The organism is Streptomyces coeruleorubidus, assembly GCF_008705135.1.
In the GTDB taxonomy this organism is placed as follows: domain Bacteria; phylum Actinomycetota; class Actinomycetes; order Streptomycetales; family Streptomycetaceae; genus Streptomyces; species Streptomyces coeruleofuscus.
Map to the genome: position 1 here is coordinate 6,140,114 of NZ_CP023694.1, position 13,829 is coordinate 6,153,942.

Here is a 13,829-nt window from a genome sequence, read left to right on the forward strand (position 1 = left end):
CACCTGTGCTGACCTGTGCTTCTTCTGTCCCGGAAAGCGATCCGGCCGCCGCTGTCAGTGGCCGCCGCTAGCCTCTCTGACGTGCCCGCCCGTATCGCCGATCCCGAACAGCTCAAAGACCTCCTCGGCATCCCCTTCACCCCTGAGCAGATGGCCTGCATCACCGCGCCGCCCGCCCCGCAGGTGATCGTGGCCGGAGCCGGCTCGGGCAAGACGACGGTGATGGCGGCACGCGTGGTGTGGCTGGTCGGCACCGGCCAGGTCGCACCCGAGCAGGTGCTCGGCCTCACCTTCACCAACAAGGCCGCCGCCGAACTCGCCGAGCGCGTCCGCAAGGCGCTCGTCAAGGCCGGAGTCACCGACCCGGACGCCATCGACCCCGACAACCCGCCGGGCGAGCCGGTGATCTCCACGTACCACGCCTTCGCGGGCCGCCTGCTCACCGACCACGGCCTGCGCATCGGCCTCGAGCCCACGTCCCGGCTGCTCGCCGACGCGACCCGATTCCAGCTCGCCGCGCGTGTGCTGCGCGAGGCCCCGGGGACCTACCCCGCCCTGACCCGTTCCTTCCCGGACCTGGTCGGCGACCTCCTCACCCTCGACGCCGAGCTCGCCGAGCACCTCGTACGCCCGGAAGCGCTGCGCGCGTACGACGCCGAGCTGTTGCTGACCCTGCGCGGTGCCAAGCTCACCAACGCCGACCTGCGCAAGGTCCCCGACGCGGCGGCCGCCCGCCGTGAACTGGCCGAGCTGGTCACCCGCTACCGGGCCGCCAAGCGAGAGCGGGACCTGCTCGACTTCGGCGACCAGATCGCCCTCTCGGCCCGGCTCGCGAAGATCCCCGAAGTGGGCCGCGACCTGCGCGACGAGTTCCGGGTGGTCCTCCTCGACGAGTACCAGGACACGTCGGTCGCCCAACGTGTCCTCCTGGCCGGCCTGTTCGGCGAGGGCACCGGCCATCCGGTCACCGCCGTCGGCGACCCCTGCCAGGCGATCTACGGCTGGCGCGGCGCCTCCGTCGCCAACCTCGACGACTTCCCCGAGCATTTCCCCCACGCCGACGGCCGTCCCGCGACCCGCCAGGCGCTCAGTGAGAACCGCCGCAGCGGCGGCCGCCTCCTCGACCTCGCCAACGACCTCGCGGAGCCGCTGCGCGCCCTGCACGCGGGCGTGGAGGCACTCCGCCCGGCCCCCGGCGCCGAACGCGACGGCATGGTGCGCTGCGCCCTGCTGCCCACCCACGCCGAGGAGATCGACTGGGCCGCCGACTCCGTCGCCCACCTCGTACGGACCGGGACGGCACCCGGCGAGATCGCCGTGCTGTGCCGCACGGCGACCGACTTCGCCGAGATCCAGGGCGCCCTGGTGGCCCGGGACATCCCGGTCGAGGTGGTCGGCCTGTCCGGGCTGCTGCACCTGCCCGAGATCGCCGACCTCGTCGCCGTCTGCGAGGTCCTCCAGGACCCCGGCGCCAACGCCTCCCTGGTCCGGCTGCTGACCGGCCCGCGCTGGCGCATCGGCTCCCGCGACCTCGCCCTGCTGGGGCGGCGCGCCCGGCTCCTGGTGTCCCACGCGCGCGTGGAGGGCGACGACGACCCGGACCGCCGGCTCGCCGAGGCCGTCGAGGGAGTCGACCCCTCCGAGGTGATCTCGCTCGCGGACGCCCTCGACACGTTCCTGGAGACGCCGCTGGACGGCCACGGGGACGACGACGGACTGCCCTTCTCGCCCGACGCGCGCGTGCGCTTCGCCCGCCTGGCCACCGAACTGCGCGAGCTGCGCCGCTCCCTGGCCGACCCGCTGATGGACGTCCTGCACCGCGTCCTCGCCGTCACCGGCCTGGAGGTCGAGCTGTCGGCGTCCCCGCACGCCCTGGCCGCGCGCCGCCGCGAGACCCTCTCCAACTTCCTCGACGTCGCCGCCTCCTTCGCCGCCGGCGACAACGAGGCCACCCTGCTCGCCTTCCTCGGCTTCCTGCGCACCGCCGCCCAGTACGAGAAGGGCCTCGACAACGCCCTCCCCGGCGGCGAGAACACCGTCAAGGTGCTCACCGCCCACAAGTCAAAGGGCCTGGAGTGGGACGTCGTGGTCGTCCCCGGGCTGGTCACCGGCACCTTCCCCAGCAGCCAGGGCCGCGAGAAGTGGACCTCCCAGGGCAAGGTCCTGCCGCACCGGCTGCGCGGCGACGCCGACACCCTGCCCGATGTGGAGTCCTGGGACGCCAGGGGCCTGAAGGCCTTCCACGAGGCCATGAAGGACCACCAGCACACCGAGGAACTCCGCCTCGGCTACGTCACCTTCACCCGCCCCCGTTCCCTGCTCCTGGGCTCCGGCCACTGGTGGGGGCCCACCCAGAAGAAGCGCCGCGGACCGTCCGCGTTCCTCCAGGCCCTCCACGACCGCTGCGCGGCCGGGTACGGCGAGATCGAGGCCTGGGCGGACGAACCCGCCGAGGACGCGGAGAACCCGGCCCTGCACCAGGCCACCGCCGACCAGGTCTGGCCCCTACCCCTGGACGAGGCGGCCCTGGCCCGGCGCCGCGCGGCCGCCGCGACCGTCCTGGCGCACCTGGAGGACCTCGCGTCCCACGAGGACGGGCACCCCGCGGCCGTGCACGACCCGGACGGGGCCGACGACCCGGAGTGGCCGCCGCCCCCCGAGGACGACGAGCCTCCGTACGACGAACCGGACCCGTTCGACGACGATCCCTTCGACGACGCCCCCTTCGCGGAAGACCCCGTTGAGAGCGACGCCCTCTCGAAGGACCCGGCCGCCCCGGACGCGCGGCCCGCGGACCGCCCCACGGTTCCCCATCAGGCGGCCCCACCGGAGCCCCCAGCCGCGCGCCCCCACCCCACGACTCCGGACCACCCGCGACTCACCCCCGAGGAAGCCCGCACCGTCGCCTCCTGGGACCGCGACCTCGACGCCCTCGCCGGAGAGCTCCTGCGCGCCCGCGACAGCGTCACCGAGGTCCCCCTGCCCGCTTCGCTCACCGCGTCCCAGCTGCTGCGCCTGGCCGCCGACCCGGACGGTCTCGCGCAGGAGCTGGCCCGCCCCATGCCCCTCCCGCCGCAGCCCGCCGCACGCCGCGGCACCCGCTTCCACGCCTGGGTCGAGGCCCGCTTCGAAGCGCTGACGCTGCCGTTCCTGGAGCCCGGGGACCTGCCCGGCAGCGACGCCGAGATCGCCGACGAACAGGACCTGGAAACCCTCAAGGACGCCTTCGAACGCACCGGGTACGCGCACCGCACGCCCTACCGGGTGGAGGCACCCTTCCAGCTCGAGATCGCCGGCCGCGTCGTACGGGGCCGCATCGACGCCGTCTACAAGGAGGTCGACGGTCAGGAGACGACGTACGAGATCGTCGACTGGAAGACGAACCGCACCCGCACCGCCGACCCGCTCCAGCTGGCCGTCTACCGCGTCGCCTGGGCAGAGCAGCAGGGCGTGCCGCTGGAGTCGGTCACGGCCGCGTTCCTGTACGTGCGCAGCGGCGAGGTCGTACGGCCGGACGACCTGCCGGACCGGGCCGCGCTGGAGCGGCTGCTGCTCGGGGAGCCGTCCGGTGAGGAACCGCACTCCGAGGACGTCGGTGCGGGCCGATAGGCTCGTGACCATGAGCCAGACCCCGGACAGTGTCGTCCGTACGTACATCGAGCAGCACCGCGCCGCCTTCCTCGAGGATCTCGCCGAGTGGCTGCGCATCCCGTCGGTGTCGGCCCAGCCGGACCACGCGCCCGACGTACGACGCAGCGCCGACTGGCTCGCCGCCAAGCTGAGGGAGACCGGGTTCCCGACGGCCGAGGTCTGGCAGACCCCGGGCGCGCCCGCCGTCTTCGCCGAGTGGCCCTGTGACGACCCGCAGGCGCCCACGGTGCTGGTGTACGGCCACCACGACGTGCAGCCCGCAGCCCGGGAGGACGGCTGGGACAGCGAGCCCTTCGAGCCGGTCGTCCGCGAGAACCGCCTCTACGCGCGCGGGGCGGCCGACGACAAGGGCCAGGTCTTCTTCCACACCCTCGGCGTCCGCGCCCACCTCGCCGCCACCGGCCGCACCACCCCGGCGGTGCACCTGAAGCTGCTGATCGAGGGCGAGGAGGAGTCCGGCTCGCCGCACTTCCGGGCCCTCGTCGAGCAGCACGCCGAGCGGCTCGCCGCCGACGCCGTGATCGTCTCCGACACCGGCATGTGGTCCGAGGACACCCCCACGGTGTGCACCGGCATGCGCGGCCTCGCCGAGTGCGAGATACGGCTGCACGGCCCTGACCAGGACATCCACTCCGGCTCCTTCGGCGGCGCGGTGCCCAACCCGGCGACCGCCGCCGCCCGCCTGGTCGCCGCCCTGCACGACGAGCACGCGCGCGTGGCGATCCCGGGCTTCTACGACGGCGTGGTCGAGCTCACCGACCGCGAGCGGGAACTCTTCGCCGAACTGCCCTTCGACGAGGGGCAGTGGCTGCGCGCTGCCAAGTCGTACGCCACCCAGGGCGAGGCCGGTTACACCACCCTGGAGCGCGTCTGGGCCCGTCCCACCGCGGAGGTCAACGGCATCGGCGGCGGCTACCAGGGCCCCGGCAGCAAGACCATCGTGCCGTCCTCCGCCATGGTGAAGCTGTCCTTCCGGCTGGTGGCGGGCCAGGACCCCGCCCTTGTGGAGAAGGCGGTCCGCGCCTGGGCCGAGCAGCAGGTGCCCGCCGGGCTCCGCTGTGAGATCACGTTCAGCGGGGCCACGCGCCCGTGCCTGACACCGCTGGACCACCCGGCCCTCCAGTCGGTCGCCCGCGCGATGGGCCGGTCCTTCGGGAAACCGGTCCGCTTCACGCGCGAGGGCGGCTCCGGACCGGCGGCGGACCTTCAGGACGTGCTCGGTGCTCCGGTGCTCTTCCTCGGCATCTCCGTCCCGTCCGACGGCTGGCACGCCCCGAACGAGAAAGTCGAACTCGACCTGCTCCTCAAGGGCGTCGAGACCACCGCGTACCTGTGGGGCGACCTCGCCGAGCACTGGCGCCATGTGCCCTGAGCGTCCCGTGCCGTCCGGACCGGCAGCGCGCGCGGGGCACACTGGAAGGGCCGCCCCGCACGGCGCAACCCCACCGGACCCGGTCGCCTCCCGCCGTACGTCCCGCTGATCAGCCCGCCGAACCCGACCGTTCCCCCGGGGAGTTGGAAGCACCCGTGACCACCTGGACCGACCAGAACGCCGACCGACCCATCTCGCTCACCGCACCGAGCGGCATCGACCGGGCCGCACACCACCGGCTCGACGAGGCCTGGCTCGCGGCGGCGTGGAGCCACCCCTCCACGCGCTGCTTCGTGGTCTCCGGCGGCCAGGTCCTCATCGACGAGACGCCGGACGGGCGCACCGAACTCGTCATGACGCCTTCCTTCGAGGCCCCCCTCACCGAGGCCCACCGCTACTTCCTCGGCATCGACGAGGAGGGCGTCAGCTACTTCGCCCTCCAGAAGGACTCCCTGCCCGGGCGCATGGACCAGTCCGCGAGGCCGGCGGGGCTGCGTGAGGCGGGCCTGCTCCTGTCGGCCCGGGACGTGGGCCTGATGGTGCACGCGGTCGGCCTGGAGAACTGGCAGCGCACCCACCGTTTCTGCTCGCGCTGCGGCGAGCGCACCGTCATCGCCGCGGCCGGCCACATCCGCCGCTGCCAGGCCTGCGGCGCGGAGCACTACCCGCGTACGGACCCCGCCGTGATCATGGCCGTGACCGACGAGGACGACCGCATCCTGCTCGGCCGCCAGGTGCACTGGCCCGAGGGCCGCTTCTCGACCCTCGCCGGTTTCGTCGAGCCCGGCGAGTCCATCGAGCAGTCGGTGCGCCGCGAGGTCCACGAGGAGGTCGGCATCACCGTCGGCCAGGTCGAGTATGTCGCCAGCCAGCCCTGGCCCTTCCCGTCCAGCCTCATGCTGGGGTTCCTGGCCCGCGCCACCTCGACCGAGATAGACGTCGACGGCGACGAGATCCACGAGGCCCGCTGGTTCTCCCGCGACGAACTGCGCGCCGCCTTCGAGTCGGGCGAGGTGCTCCCGCCGTACGGCATCTCGATCGCGGCCCGCCTGATCGAGCTCTGGTACGGCAAGCCGCTCCCGATGAGAAGCGCCGCCTGACGGAGCCGCCCGCGTGTCCGACCCGTACTGGAACCACAACGTCCACCACCACCCCGAGGTGCTCGACGCTGTCCCGGACGGCTGCGGCAAGGCCCTGGACGCGGGCTGCGGGGACGGCCTGCTCACCCGCAAGCTCGCGGCGCGGGCCGCATCGGTCACGGGCGTGGACCGCTCCCCGGAGATGATCAAGCTCGCCCGCGAGGACGCGCGCGTGCCCGGCAACGTCACGTACCTGGAGGCGGACTTCCTCGCCGACGGATCCCTCCCCGAGGGCGCGTACGACTTCGTCAGCGCGGTCGCCGTGGTCCATCACGCGCCGTTCGAGGAGGCGGTCACCCGCCTCGCCCGGCTCACCGCGCCCGGCGGCCGTCTGGTGATCGTCGGTATGGCCGCCAACCGGACGCTCCTGGACTGGGTCATCAGCGCGTGCGGTGTGCCGGCGAGCCAGTGGCACGCCCGCCGGCGCGGCGGCAAGCGGGGCCCGGCCGGGATGCCCATGGAAGACGTGCACATGTCCTGGGGACAGATCCGGCAGACGGCCCGCCGGCTGCTGCCCGGCTGCGACTTGTGCCGCACGCTGCTGTGGCGTTACGTCGTGGTGTGGGACAAACCAGGGGAGAAACCAGGGGGCGAATCACGAGAAGGCGGCCCCTGAGACGTCTCAGGAACCGCCTTCCCGTCACAACCGAACGGCGACTAGGCGCCGATCTTCTGCTTCACCTGAGCCAGCGACGGGTTGGTGAGGGTGGAGCCGTCCGGGAACAGAACGGTGGGCACCGTCTGGTTTCCGCCATTCGCCTTCTCCACGAACGCGGCGGACTCCGGGTCCTGCTCGATGTTGATCTCGGTGTACGCGATGCCCTCGCGGTCCATCTGGCTCTTCAGCCGACGGCAGTAGCCGCACCACGTGGTGCTGTACATCGTCACAGTGCCCGGCATGTCTCTCGTGCTCCTTCGGTGGCTCGGGGACGGGTGCTCGCAGTGGTGGAACGTACGTGAAAGGGCAACCATTCCCGGGGCCCGCGCCCTGCCGGACGTGACGCCTGCCGCATTAGTACGACTATCGATGCGTGCCTGTGGACAACCGGCACAGCCGTCTCGCGGGACCTGGCAGCATGGCTGTGTGACAGCAGCAACGCGCTCCACCCTGTTCCCGCAGGTACCGGACTCCGCCGACGCGGTGCTCGAAGGGCTCGACCCCGAGCAGCGCGAGGTGGCCACGGCCCTGCACGGTCCGGTGTGCGTCCTGGCGGGCGCCGGCACGGGCAAGACCCGGGCGATCACCCACCGCATCGCCTACGGAGTGCGCGCCGGTATCCTGCACCCCTCCAGCGTGCTCGCCGTCACGTTCACCAACCGCGCCGCCGGGGAGATGCGGGGCAGGCTGCGCCAGCTCGGCGCCGCCGGTGTCCAGGCGCGCACGTTCCACTCGGCGGCGCTGCGCCAGCTCCAGTACTTCTGGCCGAAAGCGATCGGCGGCTCGATGCCCCGGCTCGTCGACCGCAAGGTCCAGCTCGTCGCCGACGCGGCCGCCGCCTGCCGCATCCGGCTCGACCGCGGCGAGCTGCGGGACGTCACCGCCGAGATCGAGTGGTCCAAGGTCACCCAGACCGTCCCCGCCGACTACGCGCCCGCCGCCGCCAAGGCCGGCCGCGAGACCCCCCGCGCCCCCGCCGAGATCGCCCAGCTCTACGCCGCCTACGAGGACGTCAAGCGCGAGCGCGCCGTCATCGACTTCGAGGACGTGCTGCTGCTGACCGTCGCCGTCCTCCAGGACCGGCACGACATCGCCGACCAGGTCCGCGCCCAGTACCAGCACTTCGTGGTCGACGAGTACCAGGACGTCAGCCCGCTCCAGCAGCGCCTGCTGGACCTGTGGCTGGGCGACCGGGACAGCCTGTGCGTGGTCGGCGACGCCAGCCAGACGATCTACTCGTTCACGGGGGCGACACCGGACCACCTGCTCGACTTCCGCACCCGCCACCCCGGCGCCACCGTCGTCAAGCTGGTCCGCGACTACCGCTCCACTCCCCAGGTCGTCCACCTCGCCAACGGCCTGCTCGCCCAGGCGAAGGGCCGCGCCGCCGACCACCGCCTGGAGCTGGTCTCCCAGCGCGCCGCGGGGCCCGAGCCGGTCTACTCCGAGTACACGGACGAGCCCGCCGAGGCGGAGGGTGCGGCCCGGCGCATCCGCGAGCTCATCGACTCCGGAGTCCCGGCCGCCGAGATCGCCATCCTGTTCCGGACGAACGCGCAGTCCGAGACCTACGAGCAGGCCCTCGCCGACGCCGCGGTGCCCTACCAGCTGCGCGGCGCCGAGCGGTTCTTCGACCGTCCGGAGGTGCGCAAGGCGGGTATCGCCCTGCGCGGCGCGGCCCGCTTCGGCGGCAACGACTCCCTTCTGGACGACGCCGTCGACCTGCCCTCCCAGGTGCGCGCCGTGCTGTCGGGGGAAGGCTGGACGACGCAGCCACCGGCCGGGTCCGGCGCCGTGAGAGAACGCTGGGAGTCCCTGGCCGCCCTGGTGAACCTCGCCCAGGACTTCTCCGCCGCCCAACCCGGCGCCACCCTGGCGGACCTCGTCGCCGAACTCGACGAACGGGCGAACGCCCAGCACGCCCCCACCGTGCAGGGCGTCACCCTCGCCTCCCTGCACTCGGCCAAGGGCCTGGAGTGGGACGTCGTCTTCCTGGTCGGCGTCGCCGAGGGCATGATGCCGATCACCTACGCCAAGACCGACGAACAGATCGAGGAGGAGCGCCGCCTCCTGTACGTCGGCGTCACCCGCGCGCGGGAACGCCTCCATGTCTCCTGGGCTCTCTCCCGTTCCCCCGGCGGCCGCCCCAGCCGCCGCCCCAGCCGCTTCCTCGACGGGCTGCGCCCGGGTTCGACGGCCGCCACGGGCCGTACCGCCGCCGGCGGTGCGGGCGGCATCGAGCGTGGAATCCCCGGAACCAGGGGTTCCACCCCGAGACGAGTCCAGCGAACGCCCGCCCGCTGCCGAGTCTGCGGCCGCACGCTGACCGACGCGGGTGAGATGAAGCTGATGCGCTGCGACGGCTGCCCCTCCGACATGAACGAGGGCCTCTACGAGCGGCTGCGCGAGTGGCGCGCCGACCAGGCGCGACGCAGTGGTCAGCCCGCCTTCTGCGTCTTCACCGACAGGACCCTGATGGCCATCGCCGAGACCGCGCCCGACGACGAACACGAGCTGGCGCGCATCCCGGGCGTGGGGATGCGCAAGCTCAATCGCTACGGAACCGACGTACTGGCCATCTGCGCAGGCCAGTTGGCCGGAGGGGACACAGATCAGGACTGACACCAACTCGTCGAAAAAATAGTTTGCGCATGCCCCAGCAATCCCCATAGGTTCTTAGGCACGAGAGCAGCGGCCTTCTCGAAGGCCCTGATCCCGTGTTGTACTTGCATATCCGTCGGACTGGTTCACCCAGTCCTCCGAGACGCCGAGAGGAGGCGAGTCCAGTGATCAGCATCAACACCAGCTCCATCAGCACCGTGAAAATGACCGATCGCTCGGCCGTCTCCGCGTGCATGCTCGGCGTTTCGAACCTGGGCACCGGTCTGTCCGGCATTCGTGCCGCCCGTCCGGCGTCCTCCTCCGTTGCTCCCGCGGGCCTTCCCGTCCGTGAGCGCAATGAGCGACCGACCAAGGCACTGGAAGCGGCAGTAGTGGCACAGGCGCAGGCCTATGCCTTTACGGCGACCGGTGCCGGATTCCGGAAGCAGACGACGCAGCACCACCTGATGTGGGCCTTCCGTGGGCCAGAACCCTGGAGTGATCCAGCCTGATTCGATCAGGCCGGCGCCTTCAGGGCCGCGGAACCCCATCCGGGATCCGCGGCCCTTCTGTTTGTCCCCGACCAGGGACGACGGACCGAAGGAGCCCCGGGACAAGAAAAGAACCCGGTACCAGCCGCCCCCGGCCAACAGGCCGGAACGACCAGACGAGGAAGACGAACCGTGCAACTCGAAGCGCACGCACCGTCCGTACCGCCTTCGGAAACGATCCCCAAGCCCGGCCCCACGGAGGACTCCGCCTTGACCCCGCTCACCGCGCTCACCGCGCTCGACGACGCCATCGAGAACCTCGGCGTACCCGTCCCGTGCCGTTCGTACGACCCGGAGGTCTTCTTCGCCGAGTCGCCCGCGGACGTCGAGTACGCCAAGTCCCTGTGCCGCACCTGCCCGCTGGTCGAGGCCTGCCTCGCCGGCGCCAAGGAGCGGCGTGAGCCCTGGGGCGTCTGGGGTGGCGAGCTGTTCGTGCAGGGTGTCGTCGTCGCCCGGAAGCGGCCGCGTGGCCGCCCGCGCAAGAACCCGGTCACAGCATGAACACCGCAGGAACGATCGACCGCCCCCTCACGCACGACCCCCAGAAGCAGGCCCCGATGAAGCCGTCCACTTACGAGCCCGCAGGCTCCGCAACCCAAGACTTCACCACCACCGGCGCGAAGGACTCGCGTCAGAACAGGACCCGAGAGATGCAACTCATCCCAGAAGCCATGGCCCGTGCGCATATGCACGAGCGACTGCAAGAGGCGGAGCGGGAACGCCCGGCCGTGCGCCTGGCGTCCGCCCGCCGGATGCAGCGCAGGGCGGAGCGCGCCTCGCGGCGTGCCCGCCGGGCGCTCGCCATGGCGGTCATGCAGTAACCGACCTCACCTGAAGCGGTGGCCTCCCGAGCCCGGGAGGCCGAGCTCTCCCCCGCGGGGCCGGTCCGTGCCGAACGGACCGGCCCCGCCGGGCGTTGTGCCCGGCGGACCGCCGGACACGGCGATACCGTCGTCGGGTGACGAGTCCTCCTGGAGACGGCGACGACGGCTCCGTCGCGGAGTCCCGGCCGCTCGTGTGCGACCGCTGCGGCACGGCGGCCGGCACCGTGGCCGACGGCCCACCACTCACCTGGACCTGGTCCGTGGAGAACGGCGTCCGCCGCTGCTTCTGCGAGCGCTGTTCCCGGGAGAACCTCAGGTCGATCGAGGGACGCCTGGACTCGGACTGGTGGTGAGGCACGGGCACCCGGTCACCCGTGGTGCCCGCTGAGGCTCATGCCTCCGCCACTGCTTCCTCGCCGTCCGCCGGGTCCTCCGGGACGAATCCCGGCAGCCACTCCTCCAGCTCCTCGCGCAGACGCACCGTCGCTCCCAGCTGGCACAGCACGCCGATGGTGCTCAGGGTCACCCGGTGGATCAGCAGATACGACGGGGGCAGGTTGAGCTGCTTGGCCAGCTGGTAGGCGGGGGAGCGCGGGTCCGCGATGCGGGCCGCCTGGCTGCGCATCCAGCCGCGGGTGAACGTGAACTCCTCGACCTCGGCCGGTTCGATGATCGGCAGCAGATAGTCCAGGACCGCGTCGGGATCCAGCTCTATGGTCTCCTTCACGAACCCCTCCTCGCACAGGAGCTCGTAGACCGTCTCGGCCTCCCCGTCGAGGGTCATGCGCAGGGACTCGCCGATGGTGGCAGGCAGACCGCCCGGGAGACGATCGACCGTGCCGAAGTCCAGGACACCCAGGCGCCAGTCGTGCTCACCCTCCGGGCCGCCGGGCAGCAGCCGGAAGTTGCCCGGGTGCGGATCGGCGTGCAGCAGGCCGGTGCGGGCGGGGCCGGAGAACAGGAAGCGGGCCAGGAGCTGGCCGGCCCGGTCGCGCTGCTCCTGGGAGCCGTCCGCGATGATCTCCGACATCGGGATGCCGTCGATCCACTCGGTGATCAGGACCTGGTCGGACTGGTGCACCACCTGCGGCACGATCACGTCCGGGTCGTCCGCGAACTCCTCGGCGTGGGCCTGCTGGGCCTGAGCCTCCAGGCCGTAGTCCAGCTCCTCGGAGACGCGGTCCTTCAGCTCCGTGATCAGCGGCTTGATGTCCATGCCGGGGATCAGCGGGCCGAGCAGGCGGGAGAAGCGGCTCAGCTGGTTCAGATCGGACAGCAGGGCCTCGCCGGCGCCCGGGTACTGGACCTTGACCGCCACCTCGCGGCCGTCATGCCACACCCCTCGGTGCACCTGGCCGATCGAGGCAGCCGCGGCGGGTTTGTCCTCGAACTCCAGGAACAACTCGTGCCAGCCCTCGCCGAGACGCTCCTCGAGCACCGCGTGCACGGTGCGCGTCGGCATCGGCGGCGCCGCCTCCTGGAGCTTGGTCAGCGCGGCCCGGTAGGGGCCGGCCACCTCCTCGGGCAGCGCCGACTCGAAGACGGACAGGGCCTGGCCGAACTTCATCGCGCCGCCCTTGAGCTCGCCGAGCACCTTGAACAGCTGGTCCGCGGTGCGCTGTTGGAGTTCGCGGCCGACGAGCTCCGCGGACTCGCCGACGATCCGCTTGCCGAATCCCCAGGTTGCCCGCCCGGCGATGCCGAGCGGGAGCGCGGCGAGCTTGGCGGTCCGGGTGACCGCCTTCCGGGGAAGATCAGACATGCGCCCTCCAAGTCCCAGCCGGCCGCTTCGCCGATGCCTTACGGCACTGCGCCGACGGCCGTTGCACCGCCATTGTCTCGTGTGACTCCCCATCCTCCGAGGGGTGCTCCCCTTTTCCTCTCTCCGCCGCCCCGCACGGGCATGCAGGATGCGCCCAGACCGGCCGCGCATGCCAGTGGAGACCGGGCACGGAGACCTCCCAGCGTGCCCCGGCGCTCGTCGGAACCCGGCCGTCCAGGAAGGCGAGCGCGTGGGCGGCGGCCAGTCCGGCCACGGTAGTGGACAGCGTCAGGTCACAGGGCCGCACCTGCCGCTGCCGGCCGGAGCGCCACTGGGCGACCAGACGCGGCCAGGTCGGATCCCGGTCGGTGCGGCTCTCGTGCAGACACCCCGCGCAGCCCGTGTCCCCGGGCAGGACGAGCGGGCCGACCACCCCGGTCCCCTCCACGACCCCGGCGTACAGATGGGGCGTCCCGGAGGACATCAGGGGCTCGGCGGCCGACGGGTCGGGCGCGTGCACGGCGACATCGTCGCGCGGAGCGATGATCACCAGCGCGAAGCCCGGGTCGCCTTCTTCCTGGGACGCCTGGGACGCCTGGGCCGCCGCGCGGCGCGGCGGCCGGTCCGGGGCCGCCCGGCGCACGGCCCGGCGGGCCGACTCGTCCCTGCGGTCGCCGACGGCCTCCGCGGGCAGTCCGCCCGGAGCGACGTCCCACGGCTCCACGCGGCCGCCGTCGCGCACGTCGACCTCGCCCACACCTGCCCCCGACAGCAGCGACGCCACCACGGCACCCACCCGGCCGGCGCCCCGCACCTGCACGCGCTGCGAGCGCCGGACGGCCAGCTGCCGCATCGCGTCGCCCGGTTCCGAGGTGGTCAGGGACAGGGAAGCAAGGTCGGGGCGCAGCCGGTCGAGCACCTCCTTCTTCTGTCGGAGGGCGTCGGCGCCCGGCCCGCCGCCCCGTGCGTCGTCGAGGAGCCCGGCTCGAGCGAGCCGCTCCACGATCCCGTCGACATGGCCGTCGGGCAGATTCATCCGGCGTCCCTCCTCACGCAGCAGCTCCAGCCCTCGCGTGCCGTTCAGCAGATCGAGGAAACTGCCCGTCGCCAGGTCCATCGGGCCGAGCGTCATCGCATGCGCCGGTGTCATCCCGAACTGCACGGTGTTGAGGTCGCGCCAGCCGCGCCGGAGCGCGGGTTTCACCATCGGATGCATGACAGCCCCCCCGTATGTCATAGATCGTCCCTGTATGCCGGTTGAGTGTGACGGC

At 72.3% G+C, this 13,829-nt stretch carries 12 protein-coding genes; 9 read left to right on the forward strand and 3 right to left on the reverse strand.

From position 1 onward, the window contains the following. The first annotated feature begins 81 nt into the window (after positions 1-81). From CP976_RS28480 to CP976_RS28495, 4 genes are all read left to right on the forward strand, one after another. Entirely contained in the window at positions 82-3,609 is a 3,528-nt protein-coding gene (locus CP976_RS28480; RefSeq protein WP_167537434.1) for an ATP-dependent helicase, read from the forward strand. A gap of 10 nt (positions 3,610-3,619) precedes the next feature. Next, the gene (locus tag CP976_RS28485) at positions 3,620-5,023 is read left to right on the forward strand and encodes a dipeptidase (protein WP_150482908.1); all 1,404 of its coding nucleotides are present in this window, start codon (positions 3,620-3,622) and stop codon (positions 5,021-5,023) included. A gap of 155 nt (positions 5,024-5,178) precedes the next feature. Beyond that, entirely contained in the window at positions 5,179-6,123 is a 945-nt protein-coding gene (nudC, locus tag CP976_RS28490; protein WP_167537435.1) for an NAD(+) diphosphatase, read from the forward strand. 13 nt (positions 6,124-6,136) lie between these two features. Next, the gene (locus tag CP976_RS28495) at positions 6,137-6,778 is read left to right on the forward strand and encodes a class I SAM-dependent methyltransferase (RefSeq protein WP_150482909.1); all 642 of its coding nucleotides are present in this window, start codon (positions 6,137-6,139) and stop codon (positions 6,776-6,778) included. A gap of 41 nt (positions 6,779-6,819) precedes the next feature. On the opposite strand, the gene CP976_RS28500 is transcribed toward CP976_RS28495, so the two are convergent. Then, positions 6,820-7,062 (reverse strand): mycoredoxin, encoded by a 243-nt coding sequence (locus tag CP976_RS28500; protein WP_004983675.1) that lies wholly within the window; start codon positions 7,060-7,062, stop codon positions 6,820-6,822. Between the two features lie 127 nt (positions 7,063-7,189). On the opposite strand from CP976_RS28500, the gene CP976_RS28505 reads away from it, so the two are divergent. The 5 genes from CP976_RS28505 to CP976_RS28525 all read left to right on the forward strand — a co-directional run bounded on the left by CP976_RS28505 (position 7,190) and on the right by CP976_RS28525 (position 11,149). After that, the gene (locus tag CP976_RS28505) at positions 7,190-9,442 is read left to right on the forward strand and encodes an ATP-dependent DNA helicase UvrD2 (RefSeq protein WP_229875556.1); all 2,253 of its coding nucleotides are present in this window, start codon (positions 7,190-7,192) and stop codon (positions 9,440-9,442) included. Between the two features lie 164 nt (positions 9,443-9,606). Then, positions 9,607-9,933, forward strand: coding sequence for a hypothetical protein (locus tag CP976_RS28510; RefSeq protein ID WP_167537436.1), 327 nt, complete (start codon positions 9,607-9,609; stop codon positions 9,931-9,933). 171 nt (positions 9,934-10,104) lie between these two features. Continuing rightward, entirely contained in the window at positions 10,105-10,473 is a 369-nt protein-coding gene (locus CP976_RS28515) for a WhiB family transcriptional regulator (RefSeq protein WP_059417291.1), read from the forward strand. Beyond that, a complete protein-coding gene (locus CP976_RS28520) occupies positions 10,470-10,793 on the forward strand; it encodes a hypothetical protein (protein WP_150482912.1) in 324 nt (107 codons plus the stop codon). Before CP976_RS28515 ends, CP976_RS28520 begins: the two co-directional genes overlap by 4 nt. Before the next feature lie 137 nt (positions 10,794-10,930). Beyond that, positions 10,931-11,149, forward strand: coding sequence for a hypothetical protein (locus CP976_RS28525; protein WP_150482913.1), 219 nt, complete (start codon positions 10,931-10,933; stop codon positions 11,147-11,149). 38 nt (positions 11,150-11,187) lie between these two features. Here CP976_RS28525 and CP976_RS28530 read toward each other — a convergent pair whose 3' ends face one another. Continuing rightward, on the reverse strand, positions 11,188-12,558 hold the full coding sequence (locus CP976_RS28530) for an ABC1 kinase family protein (protein WP_150482914.1): 1,371 nt from the start codon (positions 12,556-12,558) through the stop codon (positions 11,188-11,190). Continuing rightward, a complete protein-coding gene (locus CP976_RS28535; RefSeq protein ID WP_150482915.1) occupies positions 12,551-13,774 on the reverse strand; it encodes a ThiF family adenylyltransferase in 1,224 nt (407 codons plus the stop codon). The genes CP976_RS28530 and CP976_RS28535 overlap by 8 nt, the downstream gene beginning before the upstream one ends. Between the last annotated feature and the right edge of the window lie 55 nt (positions 13,775-13,829).

Coding starts and splice junctions, on each gene's coding strand:
- CP976_RS28485 (WP_150482908.1), top strand. CDS start 3,620: ATGAGCCAGACCCCGGACAGTGTCGTCCGTACGTACATCGAGCAGCAC.
- CP976_RS28520 (WP_150482912.1), top strand. CDS start 10,470: ATGAACACCGCAGGAACGATCGACCGCCCCCTCACGCACGACCCCCAG.
- CP976_RS28530 (WP_150482914.1), bottom strand. CDS start 12,558: ATGTCTGATCTTCCCCGGAAGGCGGTCACCCGGACCGCCAAGCTCGCC.
- CP976_RS28535 (WP_150482915.1), bottom strand. CDS start 13,774: ATGCATCCGATGGTGAAACCCGCGCTCCGGCGCGGCTGGCGCGACCTC.
- CP976_RS28500 (WP_004983675.1), bottom strand. CDS start 7,062: ATGCCGGGCACTGTGACGATGTACAGCACCACGTGGTGCGGCTACTGC.
- CP976_RS28505 (WP_229875556.1), top strand. CDS start 7,190: ATGCGTGCCTGTGGACAACCGGCACAGCCGTCTCGCGGGACCTGGCAG.